Origin of the sequence: Micromonospora sp. HK10, assembly GCF_000982955.1 — a bacterium.
Classification (GTDB): domain Bacteria; phylum Actinomycetota; class Actinomycetes; order Mycobacteriales; family Micromonosporaceae; genus Micromonospora.
On record NZ_KQ058841.1, the window covers coordinates 20,904 to 42,916 of the forward strand.

A 22,013-nucleotide genomic window follows, 5' to 3' on the forward strand; every position below is an offset into this window, starting at 1 on the left:
GAACCATGGCGTACACGGTGGGCCAGGTGGCCCGGGCCGCCCGGGTGACGGTGCGGACCCTGCACCACTACGACGAGATCGGGCTGCTGTCGCCGAGCGGGCGGACGCCGGCCGGCTACCGGCGCTACGACGACGCCGACCTGGAGCGGTTGCAGCTCATCCGGGCCTACCGGGAGCTGGGGTTCCCACTGGAGGAGATCGCCGTGATCCTCGACGACCCGGAGGGCGACCCGCTGCCGCACCTGCGCCGCCAGCACGAGCTGCTGACCGGACGGATCGGGAAGTTGCGGGACATGGTCGCGGCGATCGAGCTCGCGATGGAGGCGAGAAAGTTGGACATTCAGCTCACCCCGGAGGAGCGGTTCGAGGTGTTCGGAGACTTCGACCCGGACGAGCATGCCGAGGAGGCGGAGCGGCGCTGGGGCGGCACCGACGCGTACCGGCAGTCGACCGAGCGGGCGGCCCGCTACTCGAAGGAGGACTGGCTGCGCAACAAGGCCGAGAACGAGGACTGGGGGCGGCGGATCACCGCGCTGATGGACGCCGGCGCCCCGGCCGACGGGCCGGAGGCCAGGGCGCTGGCCGAGGAGCACCGGCAGCTCGTCAGCCGGTGGTTCTACGACTGCTCGTACGAGCTGCACACCGGGCTGGCCGACATGTACCTGGCCGACCCGCGGTTCACGGCGTACTTCGAGCAGATCCGGCCCGGGCTGGCGGGCTATCTGAACGAGGCGATCCACGCCAACGCGATCGACCGGGCCTGACCGGGCGGGCCGCCCGGCGTTACCGTGACGGTCCGGACCTGCCTGAGGAGGCGGCATGGTGGTGCTGGGGCCGTACCCGTTGTGTGCCGCGTGCCGGGAGGTCAACGGCGGTCTGCTGGCGGCGCGGCATCCTCAGGTGCACGTCCGGGCGCACGGCCGGGAGGCGTGCGTCGACCGGGGGCTGGCCGGCCTGATCGTGCACCTGTGGGCGGTGTGCGAGACCCGCAGTTGCTGCGAGGACGAGAACGGTGCCGCGTACGTGGTGCCGACGCCGGACACCCGGGCGGCCGCCGAGGAGTTGTTGACCCGCCTCGGCCTGCGGGTCACGACCCGTGCGGACATCCTGCACTTCCCGGTCCCGGCCGGGTTCCGGCTGGGTGACGCCGAGTTCGTGCGCCGTGCCCTGGCGGGCGGACGCCGGTGGTCACGGTGGTGGCGCGGTGGGCGGCGGTTCCGGCGGCAGGCCCGGCGCCAGCCGCCGCAGCGAGGCGAACGTCGGCACGAGCGCGTCGTACAGCTCGGAGAAGAGCGGTAGCAGGGCGGCGTAGGTGGCGGCGGCGGCCGGGTCGGGACGTACCGTCTCGTCGATCCGCACCAGGTCGGCGGCGACCTCGATCGACTCGATCAGGCCGAGGGCCTGCATGCCGAGCAGCGCCGCGCCGAAGCTCGATCCCTCGTGCCCGGCCGGGAAACGCACCGGCAGGCCGAGGGCGTCGGCGAGGATCTGCCGCCAGAGCGGGCTGCGGGCGAAGCCACCGCTGGCCCGGATCTCGCGTACCTCGTTGCCGGCGGCGCGCACCGAGGCCAGGACCAGGGCGAGCTGCTGGCAGACCCCCTCCAGGGCGGCCCGCACCAGGTGCTCGCGCCGGTGGCCGTGGGTCAGCCCCACGTACGCGCCGCGCGGCAGCGCGCTCCAGTGCGGCGCCCGCTCGCTGAGCAGGTACGGCAGCATGATCAGCCCGCCCGAGCCGACGGGTGCCCGGGCGGCCAGGTCGAGCAGTTCCTCCTCGGGGTGTGCGCCGAGTTCCGGGGCGAGCGCCTCGCCGGCCCACTGCAGCACGATGCCGCCGTTGTTGATCGCGCCGCCGACCACCCAGCGGTCTGTGGTGAGGGCGTAGCAGAAGACGCCACCGAGCGGGTCGACGCCGGGGTGTTCCACCATCACCCGCATGGCGCCGCTGGTGCCGATGGAGCAGGCCACCACGCCGGGGCGTACCGCGCCGAGCCCCAGGTTGGCCAGCGGTCCGTCCCCGGCGCCCAGCACGATCGGGGTGTCGGCGGGCAGGCCGGCGGCCCGCGCGACCGGTGCGCGGAGCCCGGGCAGCACGTGGGTGGTGGGTACGAGCCGCGGCAGCCGCTGCGCGGTGATGCCGGCGATGCGGAGCGCTTCGGCGTCCCAGGCCAGCCGGTGGATGTCCAGCAGCCCGGTGGCCGAGGCGACCGAGTGGTCGGTGACCAGCGTGCCGGTCAGCCGCAGCAGCACGTAGTCCTTGATGCCGACCCAGTGCGCGACCCGCTCGTGCAGCTTCGGCTCCTGCTCGGCGAACCAGACCAGCTTGGGCAGCGGCGCCATCGGGTGGATCGGGGTGCCGGTACGCCGGTGCAGGGCCAGCCCGGAGGGGACCGCGCGCAGCCGCTCGGCCTGCGCGCTGGCCCGCGAGTCGGCCCAGGTGACCGAGGGGGTGAGCGGGGTGCCGTCGGCGTCCAGCCCGATCAGGCTGTGCATGGCGGTGCTGAAGCAGAGCCCGGCCACCGGTGCGTGGAGCCGCTCGACCACGGCCCGGATCGCGCCGATAACCGCGTCGACGATGCGTTGCGGGTCCTGCTGGGCGTAGCCGGGCTGCGGCTCGTCGAGGGGGTAGCCGATCGAGTGGGCGGCGAGCTGGCGGCCGCCGGTGTCGTACGCGACGGCCTTGGTGCTGGTGGTGCCGATGTCCACGCCCAGCACGACGGCCGTGCCGCCCACCGGACCACCTCCTCGTCAGGCCAGGCTGCCCCGTCCGGATGACGTTACCGACGCCGGCATCCACCCGCATGGCGATGCGGCCCGCCGCGCTCGCCGCGCCGGCACCGCCGATCACCGATTGATTCCGGTTCCGCCTAACGTGCGGGTCAATCAGCCGATCGGTCAGATTGGCGACTTTCGCGTGTCTTGTTGGCCCTCTGCCGCCGTTACGTGAATGACACCCCGGTTGGTGGGCTCGCGCGACGGAGGAGTCGGCGTGGCGATGACTGATTCGACGGGTTCCACATGGCGCTACCGGTGGGCGCACCGGCAGAACGAACGGCGGCAGCGGACGTTCCGCGCGGCCGACGAGGCCTGGCGGCAGCGCGACGAAGAGCTGCGCCGGCTGCGTACCCTCGCCGGGTCCTTCCACGGCTCGGCCGAGGCGGGCGCCGGACTGCCGATGGAGCTGGCCCCCGGCGAAGTGGTCTTCTGGACCCTGCCCGCCGCGCAACTCGTCGAGGTCCGGCACACCGCCGTGCTGCCCGCCCCCGAACTGGCCGTCGACCCCGACCCGCCGGTGCTGCGCCCCCGCCGCCCGGAAGGGGTCAAGGTCGTCGACGCCGGGCTGGCCGTGCTCACCAACCGCCGGCTGGTGCTGCTCGGCGGGCGGGGCCGCCGCGACTGGGCGTACGGGCGGATGACCGGGCTGTCCCACGACCCGGCCGCCCCGGTGACGCTGATCCAGGTCCTCGACCGGCGGCGCACCTCCGGGCTGCTGCTGCCCACCGGCGCGGTCGCCGACTTCCGGTTCAAGCTGACCCTGGCCTTCGCCGACGCGATCGAGCAGCGGGCCGCCGTCATCGCCCAGCTCGACGCGCTGATCGAGGAACACACCGCGGCCCAGCCGGTCCGCCCCGCCGTGCTCACCCCGGCCCAGGCCCGCGTCTCGGCGGCGCTCCCCGGCGGCCGGCGGACCGTCGCGGTCGGCATCGCCCTCGCCCTGGTCGTGCCGGCCATGCTCTTCGAGTCCGACCCCCCGGTGCGTCCCGGCTCCGAGATGGCCGCCGCGGCCACCCCGGGTACCAGCGCCACTCCCGCGCCGCCCTCGGTGGCCCCCGCCGTGCGCAACGCGACCGCCAGCACCCCGAAACCCGGCCGCGCCCGGCCCACCCGGCCGGCCGCCCCCACCACCCGGCACCCGACGCCGCAACCGCGCGGCGAACGCCGCTGCGGCGCACCGGCCAACCCGTTCGGGTACGACTTCTGCGGCGGTGACCGGATCCGCCGGCCGGACCGGGACGTCTGCGACTGGTTCGACTGCGTGCCCGGCTTCTGGTCCGGGCGCGGCTGGCTGGTGCAGTGCCGCGACGGCTCGGTCAGCCTCAGCGGCGGGCAGCGCGACTCCTGCGCGCGGAACGACGGCTACCGCCGTACCTTCTGGACCTGACCGGTCGGCTCGGCGCGCCCGTCACCGCCGGGCGGGGCGGGTGCGCAGCGGCAGCAGCCCACCGAAGACCAGCGCGGCGCCGACCGGCAGCAGGTCCAGGTTCACCGCGATCGCCACGAACCCGGCCAGCACCAGCACCGGTCCCCACGCCGGCAGCAGCCGCGGCCCGACCGCCCGGACCAGCAGCACCAGCAGGCCCAGCTCGAACAGGACCGGTCCACCCAGCAGCACGGCGTCCGGCGGTGGCACCGCCTCGGCGAACCGCGGGAACAGGTCACCGAGGATCACCCAGACGAAACAGACCCCGCCGACCAGGCCGGCCACCGCGGCCACGTCGTCCACCGTGCGCGGCCGGGGCGAGACGGTACGCAGCAGGCCGTGCAGCCCGACGATCAGCGCCCCGAACGTCACGATCCCGAGCAGGAACAGGGTGTGCCCGGTGTTCCACGCCCAGGCGCCCTTGTCGCTGTGCCCGTCGAGGCGGTCGATCAGCCGCAGTATGCCGTAGCCGAGCAGCAGCAGGGAGGCAGTCACGGCGGTCGGCCGCAGCCAGGGGTACGCGGGCCGCGCCGGCGCATCGGTGAGAGTCATGCCCTCAGCCTCGCCGTCGGGTGGGGTGTGGACATCCGGGGACGACCCGTACCCGTCCCGGATCGCCCGACCCCGGCCCCGCTCAGGGGCGCCGGCCCGGTGCCGGTCCGGTCGGGTCGGGTGACCGTGCGCCGCTCAACCCGGCGTGCGTCCGCTCCACCCGGCGCTGGCCGCTCAACCCCGGCGCGGGGCCCGACGCCGGGCCCGGGCCGGGGCGGCCGGCGTCCGCCGCTCAACCCCGCAGCCGCGCGTTGAGCCGGGCGGCCTGCCGGGTCAGGTGGTCGCGTTCGGCCAGGTAGGGCGCCGATCGGGCGGCCTCGGCGTAGCGCCGGGCCGCGACGGCCAGATCGCCGTCCCGCTCGTGCAGGTACGCGGCCACGGCGGCGTACCGGGGCAGCGCGGGGTCGAGCCCGGCCAGGGCGGCCAGGCCGGCCCGCGGGCCGTCCGCCTCGCCGACCGCGACGGCCCGGTTGAGGCGGGCCACCGGGCTGTCGGTGAGCCGGACCAGTTCGTCGTACCACTCGACGATCTGCACCCAGTCGGTCTCCTCGGCCGTCGGGGCGTCGGCGTGCAGCGCGGCGATGGCGGCCTGGGCCTGGAACTCGCCCAACCGGTCCTGGGCGAGGGCGGCCTGGAGCACGTCGACGCCCTCGGCGATCAGCCGGGTGTCCCACCGGCCGCGGTCCTGCTCGGCGAGGGGCACCAGGGTGCCGCCGGGGCCGGTCCGGGCCGGGCGGCGCGCGTGGTGCAGCAGCATGAGCGCGAGCAGGCCCGCCACCTCCTCGTCCCGGGTCATGGCCGCCAGTTGGCGGGTGAGCCGGATCGCCTCGGCGGCGAGGTCCACGTCGCCCGAATAGCCCTCGTTGAAGACCAGGTAGAGCACGCGCAGCACGGTGCCCAGGTCACCGGGCTGGCTGAACCGGACGCCCGAGACGGTCCGCTTGGCCCGACTGATCCGCTGGGCCATGGTCGCCTCCGGCACCAGGTAGGCGCGGGCGATCTGCCGCGTGGTCAGGCCGCCGATCGCGCGCAGCGTCAGCGCGACCGCCGAGGCCGGGGTCAGCGACGGGTGCGCGCACAGGAAGTACAGCTGGAGCGTGTCGTCGACCGCCTCGCCGGGGCCGGGCGGGGGCTCGGCGTCGACGAGCACCTCGCGCCGCCGCCGGGAGGTCTCGGCGCGGGCGGCGTCGAGGAACTTGCGCCAGGCCACCGCGACCAGCCAGCCCTTGGGGTCGCGCGGCACCTCGTCCGGCCACACCCGTACCGCCTCGACCAGGGCGTCCTGCACGGCATCCTCGGCCGCCGCGAAGTCCGCTCCGCGGCGGACCAGGATCCCGATCACGGTGGGGGTGAGGGTCCGCAGCAGGACCTCGTCCACCGTGCTCACTCCGTGATGGTCGGCGGCCCGGTCAGGAACGGCCGCACCTCGAGCCACTCGTGGATCGGCTTGCCGCCCGCGCCCGGCGCCGCGGACAGCTCGCCGGCCAGCTCCACCGCCCGCTCGTAGGAGTCGACGTCGATCACCATCCAGCCGGCGATCAGGTCCTTGGTCTCCGCGAACGGGCCGTCGGTGACCGGCGGGCGCCCCTCGCCGTCGTAGCGGACGAACGTGCCCTCCGGGGAGAGCGCCTGCCCGTCGACGAACTCCCCGGTGCCCTCCAGCCGGGCGGCAAAGTCCGCCATGTACTGCATGTGGGCCGAGATCTCCTCCGGCGCCCACTGGTCCATCGGCACGTTGTTGACCGGCGCGGGCGCGCCCCGGTAGTGCTTCAGCAGCAGGTACTTGGCCATGGTGTGCTCCTTCGTGCGGTACGGCCATTGTCGCCGTGTGCGCTGCGGGGACGGAGCCGCCGGGCGGTTCTCGACATCCGGCCCGGGATTTTTCCCGACGATTTTTCCGCGCACCCCGGGCCGGACCGATAACCGCTCGCGGCCGACCGGCCGCGACGTTAGGGTCCGGCGGTGTCCCGCACCGTGACCCTGGTCCTGGTCGACCCCACCGGCCGGCCGCTGGGCGCCCTGCCCCGCTACGAGGTGCCGGAGCCGTGGTGGCAGCAGGTCGGCTCGATCGTCGACGGGGCCCGCCACCGGTACGGCGTCGACGTCGCGGTGCTGCGGCTGCTCGCCGCCGACCGTCCGGAACCGCCCGGCGGCCACCTCACCTACCTCGCCGAGGTGTCCGACCCGCCGCCGGTGCCGCTGGCGCCGGTACCCGTCGGCGCGGACCACGGCGCGTCACACCGGGTGGGCCCGGATCTCGGCCGCCGCTCACCGCCGGAGCCCGGGCACCTCGCGCCGCACCCGCTGCGCGCCCCCTGGGCCGAGCCGGGCGGCCCGGCCCGCAGCCTCGCCTGGGCAACCGCCGAACTGGACCGGCTCGGCCGCCCGGTGACCGCCGTCCGCCAGCACCGCACCTGGAACCTCTCCGCCATCTGGCAGCTCGACACCGAGAGCCGGGCCGCCGGTGCGGGCAGGGCGGGCAGTGCCGACGCCGCGGGCCGGGCCGCCGGTGCGGGCAGCGCCGACGCCGCGAGCCGGGCCGCCGGTGCGGGCGCGGCCGGCAGCGTCTGGCTCAAGCAGGTGCCGGCGTTCTTCCGGCACGAGGCCGCCGTGCTGCGCTGGCTCGCCGGCGCCGCGCCCGACCTCGCCCCGACCCTGCTCGCCGCCGACGGCACCGGCCGGCTCCTGCTCGACCACGCGCCGGGCGAGGACCGCTACGCCGCCGACCCGGCCGAGCGGGCCGCCATCGCCGCCGACCACCACCCCGTCCAGCGTCGCGCCGCCGGCGACGTTCCGGCGCTGCTCGCCGCCGGCGTACCGGACCTGCGCGGCCCGGCGCTGGCCGGCTGGATCCGGGACCGGCTCGCCCCGCACGACGTCGCGGTCGTGGCCGACCTGCTCGCCGGCCTCGACGACCGGCTCGCCCGGCTGGCCGACTGCGGCCTGCCCGACACCCTCGTCCACGGCGACCTGCACCCCGGCAACGTGCGCGGCGACGGCCGGCGACGCACCCTCATCGACTGGGGTGACGCCTTCGTCGGGCACCCCGCCTTCGACATCCTGCGGCTCACCGACACCCTCGACGAGGCCACCGCCGCGCCGCTGCGCGCCGCCTGGGCCGCCCGCTGGCAGGCCGACGTGCCCGGCAGCGACCCGTACCGGGCCGTCGACCTGCTCCGCCCGGTCGCCCCGCTGCGGATGGCCGCCGTGTACGCGATGTTCCTCGCCGGCATCGAGCCCGCCGAACACCCCTACCACCGCAACGACGTGCCGGCCTGCCTGAAGCAGGCGGCCGCCGCGGCGTGACGGTCAGACCTGCCGCACCGGGATCCACAGCTCCGCCTCGGCGGTCTCCCCGCCCGGCGCCACCCGGACCTTCGAGATCTCCGGCCCCGGCCGGCTCTCGTACGGGTTCGACGGGAACCACTGGGTGAACACGTCCCGCCACAGCTGCTGCACCGCCTGCGGAAACGCCCCCGAGACGCGGAACACCGCCCACGACCCGGCCGCCACCGGCAGGCTGTCCAGGTCCTCCGGCGCGTCCGCGCCGGTCACCACCCCGTGCCAGTAGTCCAGCTCGGTGCCCTCCGCCCGGGAGCCGGCCAGGTCGTCGCTGACGTTGACGATCCCGTGCGGCTCCTGGTCCGACAGCGCCTCGATCCGGCGTACGGTCTCCTGGTCGATGCCCCGGACGAACGCCACGATGTGCGGGTTCATGCCCTCGTGCACCAGCGGCACCCGGGCCTTCCGCCCGACCAGGTGGAAGGCCTCCTTCGCCACGATCCGGTATTCCATGCTGGCGCTCCCTTCGACGACGAGCCGGAAGGACATCCGGGGCTGCACGCGCAGCGCTGCGCCGGTACGCCGGGCCTCCTGCGGGCCGACCCCGTGCATCGCCCGGAACGCCCGGGCGAACGCCTCGTTCGAGCCGTACCCCCAGCGGACCGCGATGTCGAGCAGCGGCGCCTCGCCGGCCAGCACCTCCGCCCCCGCCACGGTGAGCCGCCGGCGCCGCACGTACTCCGACAGCGGAAGCCCGGCGAGGGCCGAGAAGAGCCGCCGGAAATGGTGCTCCGACACGGCGGCGCTCCGGGCCAGCGCGGCCACGTCGAGCGGCCGGTCGAGGTGCCGTTCGAGCTGGTCCATCGCCTGGTTGAGCCGCTCCAGCACCCGATGCCCCTTCCTGGTTGACGCCTTCGACGCTAGGCGCCGCCACCTGCGCCGACCCGATCCCGCGCGACCCGATCCGATCGGCTGGCGCGGGTGCCCCATCATGGCGTCGTGATCAAGCTGAAGCGGAAGCGCCGCAAGAAGGACCGGGGCGGGTGCGACTGCGACGTGCCCGACTGCCGATTCTGCGACTGTGACGGTCCGGGCGGCTGCGACTTCGGCCTCTTCTCGACGCTGCTCACCCTCGGCGCGCTCCTCGCCGGTGCGACCCGCGTCCCGGTCGTCGACCGCGCCGGCCGGGCCGCCATCCTCGGCTACCGGCGCTGGTTGTCGCACCGCTGGCCCGGCCGGTGCCGCTACACCCCGACGTGCAGCGCCTACGGCCTGGCCGCCGTGGAGAGGTACGGCCTCGCGGTGGGCGGGCGGCTGGCCGCCGACCGGGTACGCCGCTGCCGCCCGCCGGTCCCGCGTGGCACCCACGACCCGCTGCGCTGAACGACCCGGCTGCGGCCGGGCGGGGTGCGCCGGGCGGGTGGTTCGCGGCCGGTTGCGGTCAGTGTGGCAGCGGCTGCGGCTGCGGCGCGGCTGCGGCGCGGCTGCGGCTCGGCGGACGGAGCGCCGTCGGCCAGGTGCGGCCCGGCGACGCCGTTCCCGAGGCGAGCGACGACCAGTGAGTCGAGACGATGTTGTCGCAGGCGTCCCCGGCTCAACCAGGCATCCCGGCTCGACGGCGATATGCCTCTGCGGCATCTTTATGCCCCAGAGGCATATCGCTCCGAAGCGGTGCGTTCTCCGGACGGACGTTGGGGAGGTGGCATCGACGCCGCGCGGCGTGGTCGGTGTGGGGCGGCATCCGGAGTCGGTGCTGGTTCAGCGTGCCGGCGGGTCCGCGCCAGGGCTGCCGGGCTGCGGGTGCGGCGCCGCCGGGCTGCCGGGCCCAGGGCGCGGCGCCACCGGGTCGCCGGGCTGCGGATGCGGCGGCACGGGTCCGCCGGGCTGCGGGCGCAACGCCACCGGGCCGCCGAACACCACCGGCACGCCGGGGGAGTGGAGCACGCTCACCGGCGGCCCCGGCATCGGCGGCAGCCCGGCGGCGGTGACCAGCTCGTCGTCCAGGTGCAGCAGCTCCGCCCGGTGCAACGGCCAGCGCGGATGCCAGTTCGGCAGGTGCAGGGTGCGCCCGTACGCCCCGGTGTGCAGGCCCCAACGGGCGGTGAGGAAGTGGTCCAGCGGCGTCGGCTCGGCAATCGGGTCGCCGACCCGTACCGTCATCCGGCTGGCGGCGCCGCGCGGGCCGGGCCAGCGGCGCCGGCAGTGATAGGTCAGCCGGTCCCCGTCCCGGTCCAGCCGCATCGCCGACCATTTGTACGGCAACCGCAGACTCAGCTGCGCGACCAGCACCGGCACCAGCCGGGACGCGTCGAGTGAGCGGAACACCACCGCCCGCCGGCCGGTGCCGTCGACCGAGTACAGCCGGACGTTGGTCTCCCAGAAGGTGCCGAAGTAGGGCACCCCGGGGCCGCGCCCGAGGCCCAGCCCGACCATCCGGAACCCGATCAGGCCGACGTAGCTGAGCCCGTCGACGGTGTCCGGGCGGGTGCCGGCGGGCAGCAGCGGCGCCACGATCTCCGGCGCGACCGCCCAGTGCAGGAAGGTGAGATCCTGCCAGCGCTGCCGCAGCGAGGCCCACGGGAACGTCCGGGTCGGCGCGACCTCGACCGGCTCGATGTCCACCGCATCATCGTGCCGGACGGACGGCGGGTTGTCCCAGCCGGCGCCCGACGCCGTGCAGCGGGCCGGGCCGCGAGTCAGTCGAGGACCGTCGCCGAGCGGCCGTCCTGCACCGCGTACGCGCCCGCGGCGATCGCGCCGAGGCTCGTGGGCGCGAGGGTCAGCGAGACGACGCCGCCGGGCAGGACGCGCGAGTTCTCGTCGACGGTGGTGAACGTCGCGGGCGCCGATCCGTCCGGGAAGAGGCGCTTCCCCGTGCCGACGACGACCGGGTACTGGAGCAGGCGGTAGACATCGACGAGCCCGGCCTGGTGCAACGCCTGCACGAGTTGCCAGCTCCCGTGGACCTGGAGTTCCCGGCCGGGAAGCTCCTTGAGGCGGCGCACCTGGTCAGCCACGTCACCGCGGAGGACCGTCGTCGGGCGCCAGTCGGCTTCGTCGTCGGTCAGCGTGGAGCTGACCACAAACTTCGGCAGCGTGTTGAGCTTGGTGGCGATCAGGTTGTCCGGTTCGGTGACCTTCGGCCAGTACCCGCCGAGCAGGCCGAAGCTGGTACGGCCGAAGAGGAACGCGTCGGCCTCCCGGAACCACCCCTCGACGACCTCGTTGGTGTGGGTCGAGGCGTGCGGAACGAGCCACCCGCCGCGGTCGAAGCCGCCGGAGCGGTCCTCGTCGGGGGCGCCGGGTCCCTGCATGACGCCGTCGAGACTGACGAAGGTGTTGACGCTGAGCAGCACGGTTCTCCTCGGAACTCGGGTCGCGGACAGCCGGCCGGGGTTGGCCGGCAGCCGGACGCTAACTGCCCGGACCGGGGTGGGTCTTGTACAGGAACGACATCGAGGCGACGTGACCCGCCCGCAGCTCGCGCGCGGTGTGCCCGACGTAGCGACGCAGCGCGTGCCCGAGGTGGGCCTGGTCGAAGTACCCCAACGTGTCGACGACGGTGCGCCAGTCACGGCCGTCGCGCAGCAGCGTGGCCGCGGCGTTCGCGCGGTCGATCTGCCCCACGGTGGTTCGCGACAGCCCGGTGAGCGCCCGGTAGCGGCGCTGCCGGGTGCGCTCGGTCGGGCCGGCTTCGGGATGCTCGGCGACCGGCTCCTCGTCCCCGAGACGCGATCGCACGAGCAGACCCGCGTCCTGCAGTCGGCGGACGAACTGCTCGACGTTCTCGAACGTCGGTGCCTCCCAACCCGTCCCGCCGATGATGATCCGGCCGGATTCCGTCACCGGGAACGGCACGTACCCGTCGACGACCGAGGCGGCACGATGCGGCCGAAGAACCGCGCCGAACGCGAACCGGACGCCGAGGAACTCGGTGCCCGGTGGGACCGGTGCCGTGGTCGCCCTCGTCTCGGGCCCGCGCAGGCCGGCGAGGAGGCGTCCGCGCGCCCGCGCGAAGATCAGATGCCAGCAGGTGCGTGCCGCGGACGTCATCGTCTCCTCCGTGTCGGAGCGGGTGCGCCACACCCGGTCGACGAGGCTCACGTCGATCTCGGTGTCGCGATGCTCGAACCGCAGCGCCACGGCCTCCTCCGTCTTCAGTCGCCAAGGTTGCCTGCTCAGGCTATCGACGTCGACGGTCCGGGCACGGTGAGGCGAGCAACGGCAGCAGGTGCGGTGCCTCACTCGGGCCGGTGGCAGACCGCCTCGACATTGTTGCCGTCGGGGTCGCGGACGAACGCGCCGTAGTAGGTCGGGTGGTATTCCGGCCAGACCCGGGGCGCGTGCAGCACCTCCGCCCCGGCGGCCACCGCGGCGTCGTGGAACGCCCGCACGGCGGCCCGGTCCGGGGCGGTGAACGCGATGTGCGCCTCCAGCGGCGCGCCGGCCTCCGGGGCCGCGGGCACCAGCCAGAAGTCGGGGCGGTCGACGCCGTAACCGATCGGGCCGGGCTCCATGATCCGGCGGCCGCCCAGCGGGGCGAGCACCGCGTCGTAGAACGCCGCGCTGGTCGCCAGGTCACGCACCATGACGGAGAAATGGTCGAGCATGTCGCCTCCCTGCGGTCGTCGGGGACCGCGTCAGGCTACGAGCCGGCTACGACACCTTCCCCCGGTCCGGTCCGCGTCGCACCGACCTGCTGTGATGTGCCCATGCGGGAGTCCGAGGCGCGGCGCACCGTCGAGGCGGTGTGGCGGATGGAGTCGGGCCGGGTGGTCGCCGGCCTCGCGGGGCTGGTCCGCGACGTCGGCCTGGCCGAGGAGCTGGCCCAGGACGCGCTGGTCGCCGCGCTGGAGCAGTGGCCGCGCGACGGCGTACCGGACAATCCCGGCGCGTGGCTGATGACCGTCGGCAAGCGCCGGGCCGTCGACCTGCTGCGCCGCAGGCAGACCCAGCAGCGTACGCTCGCCGAGCTCGGGCGGGACCTGGACGAGCAGCACATTCCGGACTTCGACGCCGCCCTCGAGGACCGGATCGAGGACGACCTGCTCCGGTTGATCTTCGTGGCCTGCCACCCGGTGCTGTCGCCGATCGCCCGCGCCGCGCTCACCCTGCGCCTGGTCGGCGGCCTCACCACCGGCGAGATCGCCCGCGCCTTCCTCACCACCGAACCGACCGTCGGCCAGCGGATCACCCGGGCCAAGCAGACCCTGGCCGCGGCCAACGTCCCGTTCGAGGTGCCCGGCCCCGCCGAGCGCGCCGAACGCCTCGACTCGGTCCTCGAAGTGGTCTACCTGATCTTCAACGAGGGCTACTCGGCCACCGCCGGCGACGACTGGATGCGCCCCGGCCTGGTCGAGGACGCGCTGCGGCTGGCCCGGCTGTTGCAGGGGCTGATGCCCGGCGAGCCCGAGGTGCACGGCCTGGCCGCGCTGCTGGAGATCCAGGCGTCGCGCATCCGCGCCCGCACCGGCCCGGACGGCGAGCCGATCCTCCTCAACGACCAGGACCGCGGCCGCTGGGACCAGTGGCTCATCCGCCGCGGTCTGGCCGCCCTGGACCGGGCCCGCACCGACCACCCCGGCCCGTACGCCGTCCAGGCGGAGATCGCGGCCTGCCACGCGCGGGCGCGTACCCCCGAGGAGACGGACTGGGCGCGGATCGCGACGCTCTACGCGGAGCTGGCCCGGCTGGTGCCCTCACCCGTGGTCGAGCTGAACCGGGCCGTCGCGGTGGCCCAGGCCGACGGCCCCGCCGCCGGCCTGGACCTGGCCCGGAAGCTGGCCGCGGAGCCGGCGCTGGCCGGCTACCACCTGCTCCCCAGCGTGCTCGGTGACCTGTTGGCCAAGCTCGGCCGGCACGACGAGGCGCGGGCCGAGTTCGAGCGGGCCGCCGCCCTCACCGGCAACGCCCGGGAGCGCGCCCTGCTGCTGTCCCGGGCCGCGCAGGGTGGCCCGAAAAAATCTTGAGAAGTCATGTCGGATTCCGGTCGGTCCGTGCGACGCGTCAGCGAGACCAACCGATGAGGAGATCGAGATGACCAGTACGACGCTGACGCGAGCCACCTCAGGGTCGGCGGTCCGGACCGCCACGCTGCTGCGGGCCGGTGCCACCGCCGGGCCGCTGTTCGTCGGGCTGGGCCTGGCCCAGGCGTTCACCCGCGACGGCTTCGACCTCGGCCAGCAGCCACTCAGCCTGCTCACCCTCGGCGAGTACGGCTGGCTCCAGATCGGCAACTTCGTCGTCTCCGGGCTGCTGGCCCTGGCCGGGGCCGCCGGCCTCCGGCGGGCGCTGCGCGGCCAGCGGGCCGGCACGTGGGGGCCGGCGCTGGTGGCCGTCCTCGGCGTCGGCCTGATCATCGCCGGGGTGCTCCGCCCCGACCCGAGCATGGGCTGGCCGGCCGGCGCCCCGGCGGGCAATCCCCCGACGATGAGCTGGCACTCCTATGGCCACGGCGTCGGGGCGATGCTCTCGTTCGGGTCGCTCACCATCGCCTGCCTGGTGTTCGCGCGGCGCTTCGGCCGGCTGGGCGCGCTGCTGTCGGTGCTGGTCGCGCTGGCCACGGTCGTGGTGATGGCCTGGCCGGACCAGGGCAGTATCAGCGTCCGGATGGTCCTCGGCTCGGCCCTGGTCTTCGGCTGGCTCACCGCCGTCTCCCTGCACACCATCAACGAGAGGAAGCACTGAGATGCGCTACATGATGATGCACAAGCTCGACGAGTCCGTTCCGGGCAACTTCGAGCCCACCCCGGAGTTCATGAAGACGATGGGGGCCTACTTCGAGGAGGTCGGCAGGGCCGGCATCCTGGTCGCCGCCGAAGGGCTCTGCAAGAGCAGCGAGGAGTCGGCGCGGATCACCGCCACCAAGGGCAAGAAGATCATCACCGACGGGCCGTTCACCGAGACCAAGGAGCTGATCGCCGGCTTCGGCCTGGTGGAGGTGCGGTCGAAGGAGGAGGCCGTCGAGTGGGCCAAGCGCTTCGTCGACGTCTTCGTCGAGCACGGCATCGACGTGGAGGTCGACGTGCGGCGGGTCAGCGAGGGCCCGCACGAGGGCTGAGCGGTCCGCCGGCGGCGCGGCGGGTGGCACCGGGGGCACGGCCCCGGTGCCACCCGCCCGCCTGTGGGCGCCCGTCGGGAACGACCTGAGCATCCGTTCGCTCCGTCGGTGGGAGCGCCGTCGGTGGGAGCGCCTCAGGCCGACGGGGGCAGCCGGTCGAGGAAGTCGAGAACCTGATGCCAGGCGTCGGCGCACGCGGGCGCGTGGTCGGCGGAGGAACGGTCGAAGAACGAGTGCGGGGCGTTCGGGTAGGTGACGAGCTCGTGGCGTACCCCGGCCCGCTGCAGAGCGGCGCCGAACTCTTCGACCTCCTCGGCGGGGATGGCGGGGTCGTCGCCACCGAAGAGCCCGAGCAGCGGGACGCCGATGCCGTTCGCCTGCTCCGCGGGCCGGGGCAGCCGGCCGGGGCTGAGCCGGCCGTAGAAGCCGATCACCCCGTCGAGACCGAGTTCCTGGTTCGCCCCGGCGAGGAAGGCGTGGGTGCCACCGAAACAGAAACCGACGACCACCACGGGCTGCGTGCTGACCTGGCCGTTCAGCGCGGCCACGGCGGCGGCGAGGTCGGCCTGCACCTGCTCCAGGGTGGTCGCGGAAAGGTGGGGTTGGAAATCAAAGTCCGCGCCGCGCGGCACGGCACCAGCGGTGCGGGCGAAGTAGTCCAGGACGATCGCGCTGTGACCGGCCTGGGCGAAACGTTCGGCGAGTCGTTCGTAGAACGGGTGCAGGCCGCGGACGTCGGGCAGGATGACCACGCCGGGCCCGGACCGGGGCGCCGGGGCCAGCGCGGCGGACACCGGGGTGCCGTCGGCGGAGATCAGCTCCAGGCGTCCAGCCGGCGCGAGGTCATCCGCGTCGACCCGGATCCGCTCCCGCGGTAGTTCCGGTGGGCAGGCATCGACGGCGAAACACATCACGACTCCTTGCACGAGGGACAGTGCGCGAACCGACGGTGGGGCGGGCGCGCACGGGCGCGCCGAGTTCCGGCCACCGCTGCGCCCCGGGGAAACCACCGTTGTGCCCTGGGGAAATGAGCCGCCAAGGGCTGAGCGCGACCCTACCAATCCGCCCGTACGGGGGTGGGGTAGGGCCGGAGCGGCCTGCCCGGTGCCCACGTCCGGAAACGGCGGGACACGCGGACATCGATGGAGCCGTCCGAAAAGGATTGGCAGCGGCCGGTAGCATGCACCGGGGGTAGCGGAGGCTTCCCCGCACCGTGACGGGGCGGAGCAGCGGCGCTTACCGCCCCTGACGTCGGTGAAGCCCTACACACGGGGGGAAACAACACATGTTCGAGCGGCTGGGCCGGTTCGTGGTGCGCAGGGCGTGGTGGGTGATCGTCGGCTGGTTGGTCGCGGCCGCGGCCATCATCGGCACCACACCGTCGCTGAGCGACATCACCTCGGCCGACCAGGGCAGCTTCCTGCCCCACTCCTATGAGGCGGTGCAGGCCGCCGAGCTGGCCAAGAAGGTCTTCCCGCAGCAGGTCGCCGCGACCGCGGCCATCGTGGTCAAGCGCGCCGACGGCAAGCCGCTCACCCCGGCCGACGAGGCGAAGGTGGGCGAGGTCGCCCAGACGCTCAAGGCCAAGAACATCCCCAGCACCTCCGGCTACCTGACCGGCCCGCAGGCGGTGGCGCCGGACAAGTCGGTGCAGGTGGTCAACGTCGGGCTCGACGCGAAGACACCGGACGACCCGGCCCTGCTGCAGGCCGTACGCGATCTGCGGGCCGACCTCGGCCCGGCGCTGGCCGGCAGCGGCCTGACCGCGGGCGTGGCCGGCGACGTGGCGAGCTTCGTCGACAACGAGGACACCTTCAACCAGGCCTTCGCCGTGGTCGGCGTCGCCACGATCGTCCTGATCATCGGGCTGATTCTGATTATCTTCCGCAGCCCCATCGCCGCGCTGCTGCCCGTGGTGGTCGTCGGCCTGGTGCTGATGGTCACCACCGGGCTGGTCGCGGCCGCCGGTAAGGTGTTCGACCTGAACGTCAGCCAGGACCTGCAGACGATCCTGCTGATCGTCCTCTTCGGCATCGGCACCGACTACATCCTGTTCCTGCTCTTCCGCTACCGGGAGCGGCTGCGCGCCGGCGACGACAAGCGCACCGCCATGGTGGTCTCCGTCCAGCGGGTCGGCGAGGTCATCACCTCGGCCGCCGGCGCCGTCATCGTCGCGTTCCTCGTGCTGCTGCTGGCGTCCCTGGGCTTCTTCGGCTCGCTCGGCCCGGCGCTCGCGATCGCCGTCGGGGTCATGCTGGTCACCTCGCTCACCCTGGTCCCGGCGCTGGTCTCGCTGCTCGGCCGGTACGTCTTCTGGCCGTCGAAGGCGTGGCAGCGTACCCCCGAGGCCAACCTGTCCCGCCGCCTCGGCAAGGCGATCGGACGCCGCCCGGCGCTCGTCGCCGCCGCCTCCGGCGCGCTGCTCGTGGCGCTCGCCGCCGGCTCGCTGGCCTACCAGGCCGACTACGACTTCAGCTCCGGCTTCCCGCAGGACACCGAGTCGGCGAAGGCCGCGACCGACCTGCAGCGCGGGTTCGCCGCCGGCGCGCTCGCCCCCACCGAGGTCTACCTGAGGACCGACAACGGCGCGCCCCTGACCGACCAGCAGCTCAACGAGTTCGCGGCGGCCGCCGCGAAGGCCCCCGGGGTGGGCCAGGCGCAGCCGCCGGAGCGCAGCAACGACCCGAGCGTGGCCCGGGTCAACCTGCTGCTGAACGAGAATCCGGTCTCCAACGAGGCCATCACGCTGGTCCGCGACAGCCTGCGTGCCGACCTGCACGAGGCGGCCCCGCCCGGCACCAAGGCGCTGGTCGGCGGGACCACCTCGATCTTCGCGGACATCAACTCGGCCAACAACCGGGACCTGTCGGTCATCCTGCCGGTGGCGGCCGCCCTCATCGCGCTCATCCTCGCGCTGCTGCTGCGCAGCCTGGTCGCGCCGATCTACCTGGTCATCGCGGTGCTGCTCAACTTCGCGGCCACGCTCGGCGCCACCGTCTACCTCTTCCAGGGATTGCAGGGCAAGCCGGGCATCACCTTCCAGCTGCCGATCATCCTCTACCTCTTCGTGGTGGCGATCGGCACCGACTACAACATCCTCATGATCGCCCGGCTGCGGGAGGAGGCACGGGAGGGCAACGAGCCCCACGAGGCCGCGGCTATCGGCGTGGAACACGCCGGACCCACGGTCGCCGCGGCCGGCCTGATCCTCGCCGGCACGTTCGCGGTGCTGATGCTCGCGCCGATCTCGTTCCTGCAGCAGATGGGCTTCGCGGTGGCGATCGGCATCGTGCTCTCCGCGTTCGTCATGTCGATGTTCCTCGTACCGTCGCTGACCGCGCTGATCGGACACAAGGCCTGGTGGCCCGGGCACGGCGACGAGCGGCCCGGCGGCAAGCCGCAGACGCCGCCGGAGCCGGCCAGCATGGCGAACGTGTAACGCGCGACGCGGAGCGAATTCCTTACCCATCGATCTTGACTGATGGTGTGACGGCGACGACGCTGTGCGTAGCCGGTGCGGTTGGGGTGGTCCATCGGCCACCCCGACCGCACGGCCTTCTGGATCGCTCGCCGGAAGGACTCTCATGAGGAGTACAGGAAGATCCAACGGACCGCGCCGATTCCTCGCCCTGCTAGCCCTGCCCCTGGCGCTCGCCGTCAGCGCCCCCGGCTTCGCCAACCCGACCACCGACCGCGCCGTCGCCCCCGACCGCGCCTCCACCGGCAGCCAGGACGGCGTCGGGCTGATGCGGATCGTCGTCGCCGACAGGTCCGGCATCGACCGCCTCACGGACCTCGGCGTCGACCTCGCCGAATACGTCAAGCCGGTCGACGACGGCATCGAGGTGCACGCCGTCCTCAGCCCCGACGAGAGCCAGGCCCTGCGCGACCAGGGCTTCGACGTGCGGGACGCGATCTCCGACCAGAGCGACCACGCCCGGAACCTGGCCGAACGGTCCGCCGCCATCCGCGCCGCGACCGCCGCCACGGCCAGCACCGACACCCTCACCGTGCTGCGGGCCGAATGGTTCACCAGCCTCGACAACCAGCTCTTCCTGAACATCGAGGTGAAGTCGAGCGCCGGCACCGACGCCACGACCGTGCTCACGGCGAGCTGGGACAGCGGGCCCGGCACGGCGATCGGCTCCGGCGGCACCGCCACCATGTCCCGGTTCACCGACGCCGGCCAGTACCTGTACCACCGGTTCAGCAATCCGGTCCCGATCACCGCGAGGCCGGCCCGGGCCACCATCACCAGCAGCCAGGGCGGCTCGGCCACCGTCGACGTCACCAGGTGGCTGGGCAGCCCGCGCAAGAACCCCGGCAAACATCCGTACGTGTCGGACTTCGTCGACCACTACCTGGACCCGACCGAGGTCACCGCCCGGATCACCGGCCTGGCCGCCGAGTTCCCCACGCTCACCGAGCTGATCGACCTGCCATACAAGACCAACGGCTACCGGCGCAAGGCCCAGGCCCAGTTCGGCACCGCCGCCGCCAGCACCCTCTACGTCACCTCCACCGCGTACGGGCACCAGGGCGGCAACGACATCACCATGGCCCTGGTCGACCCGGGCACGGCCAACGCCCCGTTGACCGTCAGCGTGGCCGGCAAGGCGGTCACGGTCAGCCTGGCCACCGACGGCTCCGGGACCATCACCAGCACGGCGGCGCAGGTCGTCGTCGCGGTCAACGGCAACACCGGCGCGGCCGGGCTGCTCACCGCCAGCACGTACCGGGGCAACGCCGGCGCCGGCGTGGTGGCCGCCGCCCCGGTGACCAGCCTCACCGACAACCTGAAGGCCCCGGCGAGCGTCTCCCGGGAGCCGTTCCAGGTGAAGGCGCTGCGCATCGGCAAGCACCGCGACGGCTCCAAGGTCGGCGTCTTCCTCTACTGCCAGGAGCACGCCCGGGAATGGGTGACCCCGCTGGTCTGCGTGGAGTCCGCCGAGCGGCTGCTGCGCAACTACGCGCGGGACCCGGACACCCGCAAGATCGTCGACGGCCTGGACATCTTCATCCTGCCGGTCGTCAACCCCGACGGCGCGCACTACAGCATGTACGACTTCAACATGCAGCGGCGCAACATGACCAACCATTGCCCGGAGTCCAACGCCGACCCCGGCCGCCGCAACTCGTGGGGCGTCGACGTCAACCGGAACTTCTCGGTCGGCTCCGTCTTCGACGGCTACGTCGGCGCGTCCGCCACCAACTGCGTCAGCGACACGTACGCCGGCTCCGCGGAGCTGTCGGAGCCGGAGGCGCGCAACGAGGTGTGGCTGGTCGACACCTTCCCGAACATCAAGCTCTCCATGAACACCCACTCCTACGGCGGTTACTTCATGTGGCCGCCGGGGGCGTACAAGGCCGAAGGACGCGAGGTGCTGCCGCGGGTCGACCAGGGCACCGAGGCATACTTCTGGACCTCGTCGGACTACATCCTGTCCCGGGTGCAGGAATACCGGGGCACGGCGATCTGGCCGGGCCGCACCGGACCGGTGACCGACGTGCTCTACTCGGCGGCCGGCAACAGCGCCGACGAGCACTGGTACAACCGGGGCATCATCGGCTGGGACTTCGAGGTCGGCGCCGACATCTACGACCCGGCGACCGGGCGGTTCAACGCCGTGGGGTTCCAGCCGCCGTTCGCGGAGGGGCACGAGGAGGCGATGGAGTTCGCCAACGGCAACATCGCCATTCTCGAGGTGGCCCGGGCGTACGCGACGGACAAGAAGCAGCCCAAGACGTCGCTGGAGGTCGTGAGGCGGGAGCCGGGGGCGACGGCGTTCACGTTCCGTACCAGTGAGCCGGCGAACGTGTACTACACGCTGGACGGGAGCCGGCCTACCTATGCGTCGCCGAAGTTGGCGCTCGCCGGGATGCGGGAGGGGGTTGAGAGCATCACGGTGAACCGGGACACGACGGTGAACTGGTTCTCGATCGACATCGCCGGGAACGTCGAGGGCAACTACAAGCCGGACGGAAACGGTAGGAACTACCACAAGCAGCGGGTGGCCGTTCAGTAGCCGTCATCGCTTGAACGCTGGTGGCCGCCGACCACGTGTCGGCGGCCACCAGCCGCCCGGGACAGCGGGGTCATCGGCCGGTCCGTTCGGCGGAAATGACGAGCCGCCACGCGACTTCACCGGACGCCGGCACCGTCGCCGCTTCGTGCGGTGCGGCCTCGGCCAGGTCGAAGACACTGCCGAGCATCGGTTCGACGCCGATACTGCGGTACGGCGCCCGTGGCGGAAAACCGCCGAGATTGCGCCACAGCGCCGTACCCACCGGCTGGTTGTCCACCTCAAGCAGCATCCGGAGCGTGTCAGCCCCGTCGGTGATGCGTACGTCGGCGCAGCTGAGGATCGCCCCCACCGCTGAGCCGTCGGCCGGTCCGAGCCGCGACAGTGGCAACCCCAGCGGCTCCGGCCACGCTCCCGTCATCGTCGTGGCGCCGGCCGTCCACGCATCGCCGGCGATGGCCGCGGCCTCGGCATAGACCAGCGTCGGTGTGCCAGCGGGGGCGACGAGTCGGGCCGAATCCGACACGGCCAGCAATGCGTGGCCTGCCCACAGGAACCGGTAGCCCGGGTCCGCTGACACTCGATAGGACGCGACAACGGCCCCGTCGATGTGCTCGATCCGGCGGCGCAGCACGAAATCGGCGCAGTCGACGACGGCATCTCCCTCCTCGTGCCGCCAGGGCCGCGACCACGCACTTCCGTGGTCCGGCCGGCCGCGTACGGTCGGGATGCACTCCTCGAGCCCACCCACATCGACAAATTCCGCGCCTGGTCGAACGTGCCCGCGCGCCGGATCCGCGCGGGACCACAGCCATTCGCGGCCGCCGCCACGGAGCGAGGTCCAGCGACCGCCCATGGCGAGGTCGACGTCCGTGGTCAGCGGGACCGGCCTGGTCAC

20 protein-coding genes and 1 pseudogene are annotated in these 22,013 nt (G+C 73.5%); 10 read left to right on the top strand and 11 right to left on the bottom strand.

The features are described from left to right. Nucleotides 1-5: 5 nt before the first annotated feature. Together LQ51_RS19860 and LQ51_RS19865 are read left to right on the top strand one after the other, a co-directional pair. A complete protein-coding gene (locus LQ51_RS19860; protein ID WP_046567876.1) occupies nt 6-764 on the top strand; it encodes a MerR family transcriptional regulator in 759 nt (252 codons plus the stop codon). A 55-nt stretch (nt 765-819) separates the two neighbouring features. Then, a complete protein-coding gene (locus LQ51_RS19865; RefSeq protein ID WP_046567878.1) occupies nt 820-1,299 on the top strand; it encodes a hypothetical protein in 480 nt (159 codons plus the stop codon). Here LQ51_RS19865 and LQ51_RS19870 read toward each other — a convergent pair. Beyond that, complete coding sequence (locus LQ51_RS19870) at nt 1,189-2,730, bottom strand: gluconokinase (RefSeq protein WP_046567881.1); 1,542 nt, start codon at nt 2,728-2,730, stop codon at nt 1,189-1,191. The two genes, LQ51_RS19865 and LQ51_RS19870, sit on opposite strands and share 111 nt — an antisense overlap. 256 nt (nt 2,731-2,986) lie before the next feature. Between LQ51_RS19870 and LQ51_RS19875 the strand changes: the two genes are divergently transcribed. Next, nucleotides 2,987-4,159, top strand: a complete 1,173-nt coding sequence (locus LQ51_RS19875; RefSeq protein ID WP_156313164.1) for a hypothetical protein — start codon at nt 2,987-2,989, stop codon at nt 4,157-4,159. 21 nt (nt 4,160-4,180) lie between these two features. Here LQ51_RS19875 and LQ51_RS19880 read toward each other — a convergent pair whose 3' ends face one another. The 3 genes from LQ51_RS19880 to LQ51_RS19890 form a co-directional block, all read right to left on the bottom strand. Beyond that, a complete protein-coding gene (locus LQ51_RS19880) occupies nt 4,181-4,750 on the bottom strand; it encodes a hypothetical protein (RefSeq protein ID WP_046567884.1) in 570 nt (189 codons plus the stop codon). Nucleotides 4,751-4,982: 232 nt separating this feature from the next. Beyond that, the gene (locus LQ51_RS19885; RefSeq protein ID WP_046567946.1) at nt 4,983-6,128 is read right to left on the bottom strand and encodes an RNA polymerase sigma factor; all 1,146 of its coding nucleotides are present in this window, start codon (nt 6,126-6,128) and stop codon (nt 4,983-4,985) included. 5 nt (nt 6,129-6,133) lie between these two features. After that, on the bottom strand, nt 6,134-6,541 hold the full coding sequence (locus tag LQ51_RS19890; RefSeq protein ID WP_046567886.1) for a YciI family protein: 408 nt from the start codon (nt 6,539-6,541) through the stop codon (nt 6,134-6,136). A 171-nt stretch (nt 6,542-6,712) separates the two neighbouring features. Between LQ51_RS19890 and LQ51_RS19895 the strand changes: the two genes are divergently transcribed. Further along, on the top strand, nt 6,713-8,056 hold the full coding sequence (locus tag LQ51_RS19895) for a phosphotransferase family protein (protein ID WP_046567889.1): 1,344 nt from the start codon (nt 6,713-6,715) through the stop codon (nt 8,054-8,056). A 3-nt stretch (nt 8,057-8,059) separates the two neighbouring features. Here the strand turns inward: LQ51_RS19895 and LQ51_RS19900 are convergent, their stop codons facing one another. Beyond that, complete coding sequence (locus LQ51_RS19900) at nt 8,060-8,920, bottom strand: AraC family transcriptional regulator (RefSeq protein WP_046567891.1); 861 nt, start codon at nt 8,918-8,920, stop codon at nt 8,060-8,062. 111 nt (nt 8,921-9,031) lie between these two features. Between LQ51_RS19900 and yidD the strand changes: the two genes are divergently transcribed. Beyond that, nucleotides 9,032-9,415, top strand: coding sequence for a membrane protein insertion efficiency factor YidD (gene yidD / locus LQ51_RS19905; protein ID WP_231605802.1), 384 nt, complete (start codon nt 9,032-9,034; stop codon nt 9,413-9,415). A 510-nt stretch (nt 9,416-9,925) separates the two neighbouring features. Here the strand turns inward: yidD and LQ51_RS19910 are convergent. The 4 genes and pseudogenes from LQ51_RS19910 to LQ51_RS19925 all read right to left on the bottom strand — a co-directional run. Beyond that, nucleotides 9,926-10,654: pseudogene (locus LQ51_RS19910) on the bottom strand (YqjF family protein); the annotation flags it as partial. Between the two features lie 74 nt (nt 10,655-10,728). Further along, nucleotides 10,729-11,388, bottom strand: a complete 660-nt coding sequence (locus tag LQ51_RS19915) for a dihydrofolate reductase family protein (protein ID WP_046567895.1) — start codon at nt 11,386-11,388, stop codon at nt 10,729-10,731. Between the two features lie 58 nt (nt 11,389-11,446). After that, the gene (locus LQ51_RS19920) at nt 11,447-12,175 is read right to left on the bottom strand and encodes a helix-turn-helix transcriptional regulator (RefSeq protein ID WP_046567897.1); all 729 of its coding nucleotides are present in this window, start codon (nt 12,173-12,175) and stop codon (nt 11,447-11,449) included. A 98-nt stretch (nt 12,176-12,273) separates the two neighbouring features. Beyond that, entirely contained in the window at nt 12,274-12,642 is a 369-nt protein-coding gene (locus LQ51_RS19925) for a VOC family protein (protein WP_046567900.1), read from the bottom strand. A 102-nt stretch (nt 12,643-12,744) separates the two neighbouring features. On the opposite strand from LQ51_RS19925, the gene LQ51_RS19930 reads away from it, so the two are divergent. The 3 genes from LQ51_RS19930 to LQ51_RS19940 all read left to right on the top strand — a co-directional run bounded on the left by LQ51_RS19930 (nt 12,745) and on the right by LQ51_RS19940 (nt 15,092). Further along, nucleotides 12,745-14,001, top strand: a complete 1,257-nt coding sequence (locus tag LQ51_RS19930; protein ID WP_046567901.1) for an RNA polymerase sigma factor — start codon at nt 12,745-12,747, stop codon at nt 13,999-14,001. 67 nt (nt 14,002-14,068) lie between these two features. Continuing rightward, the gene (locus LQ51_RS19935) at nt 14,069-14,719 is read left to right on the top strand and encodes a DUF998 domain-containing protein (RefSeq protein ID WP_046567902.1); all 651 of its coding nucleotides are present in this window, start codon (nt 14,069-14,071) and stop codon (nt 14,717-14,719) included. 1 nt (nt 14,720) lies between these two features. Further along, a complete protein-coding gene (locus LQ51_RS19940) occupies nt 14,721-15,092 on the top strand; it encodes a YciI family protein (RefSeq protein ID WP_046567905.1) in 372 nt (123 codons plus the stop codon). A 134-nt stretch (nt 15,093-15,226) separates the two neighbouring features. Here LQ51_RS19940 and LQ51_RS19945 read toward each other — a convergent pair whose 3' ends face one another. Next, nucleotides 15,227-16,003 (bottom strand): dienelactone hydrolase family protein, encoded by a 777-nt coding sequence (locus LQ51_RS19945; RefSeq protein ID WP_046567910.1) that lies wholly within the window; start codon nt 16,001-16,003, stop codon nt 15,227-15,229. A 374-nt stretch (nt 16,004-16,377) separates the two neighbouring features. On the opposite strand from LQ51_RS19945, the gene LQ51_RS19950 reads away from it, so the two are divergent. Both LQ51_RS19950 and LQ51_RS19955 read left to right on the top strand, forming a co-directional pair. After that, nucleotides 16,378-18,531 carry an MMPL family transporter gene (locus LQ51_RS19950; protein ID WP_046567912.1) on the top strand — a complete coding sequence of 718 codons (2,154 nt, stop codon included), beginning with the start codon at nt 16,378-16,380 and terminating at the stop codon, nt 18,529-18,531. A 145-nt stretch (nt 18,532-18,676) separates the two neighbouring features. After that, complete coding sequence (locus LQ51_RS19955) at nt 18,677-21,118, top strand: M14 family zinc carboxypeptidase (RefSeq protein WP_052744983.1); 2,442 nt, start codon at nt 18,677-18,679, stop codon at nt 21,116-21,118. Between the two features lie 70 nt (nt 21,119-21,188). On the opposite strand, the gene LQ51_RS19960 is transcribed toward LQ51_RS19955, so the two are convergent. After that, nucleotides 21,189-22,013, bottom strand: coding sequence for a hypothetical protein (locus LQ51_RS19960; RefSeq protein WP_231605803.1), 825 nt, complete (start codon nt 22,011-22,013; stop codon nt 21,189-21,191).

Coding starts and splice junctions, on each gene's coding strand:
- LQ51_RS19890 (WP_046567886.1), bottom strand. CDS start 6,541: ATGGCCAAGTACCTGCTGCTGAAGCACTACCGGGGCGCGCCCGCGCCG.
- LQ51_RS19880 (WP_046567884.1), bottom strand. CDS start 4,750: ATGACTCTCACCGATGCGCCGGCGCGGCCCGCGTACCCCTGGCTGCGG.
- LQ51_RS19935 (WP_046567902.1), top strand. CDS start 14,069: ATGACCAGTACGACGCTGACGCGAGCCACCTCAGGGTCGGCGGTCCGG.
- LQ51_RS19860 (WP_046567876.1), top strand. CDS start 6: ATGGCGTACACGGTGGGCCAGGTGGCCCGGGCCGCCCGGGTGACGGTG.
- LQ51_RS19865 (WP_046567878.1), top strand. CDS start 820: ATGGTGGTGCTGGGGCCGTACCCGTTGTGTGCCGCGTGCCGGGAGGTC.
- LQ51_RS19940 (WP_046567905.1), top strand. CDS start 14,721: ATGCGCTACATGATGATGCACAAGCTCGACGAGTCCGTTCCGGGCAAC.
- LQ51_RS19925 (WP_046567900.1), bottom strand. CDS start 12,642: ATGCTCGACCATTTCTCCGTCATGGTGCGTGACCTGGCGACCAGCGCG.
- LQ51_RS19930 (WP_046567901.1), top strand. CDS start 12,745: ATGCGGGAGTCCGAGGCGCGGCGCACCGTCGAGGCGGTGTGGCGGATG.
- LQ51_RS19945 (WP_046567910.1), bottom strand. CDS start 16,003: ATGTGTTTCGCCGTCGATGCCTGCCCACCGGAACTACCGCGGGAGCGG.
- LQ51_RS19950 (WP_046567912.1), top strand. CDS start 16,378: ATGTTCGAGCGGCTGGGCCGGTTCGTGGTGCGCAGGGCGTGGTGGGTG.
- LQ51_RS19955 (WP_052744983.1), top strand. CDS start 18,677: ATGAGGAGTACAGGAAGATCCAACGGACCGCGCCGATTCCTCGCCCTG.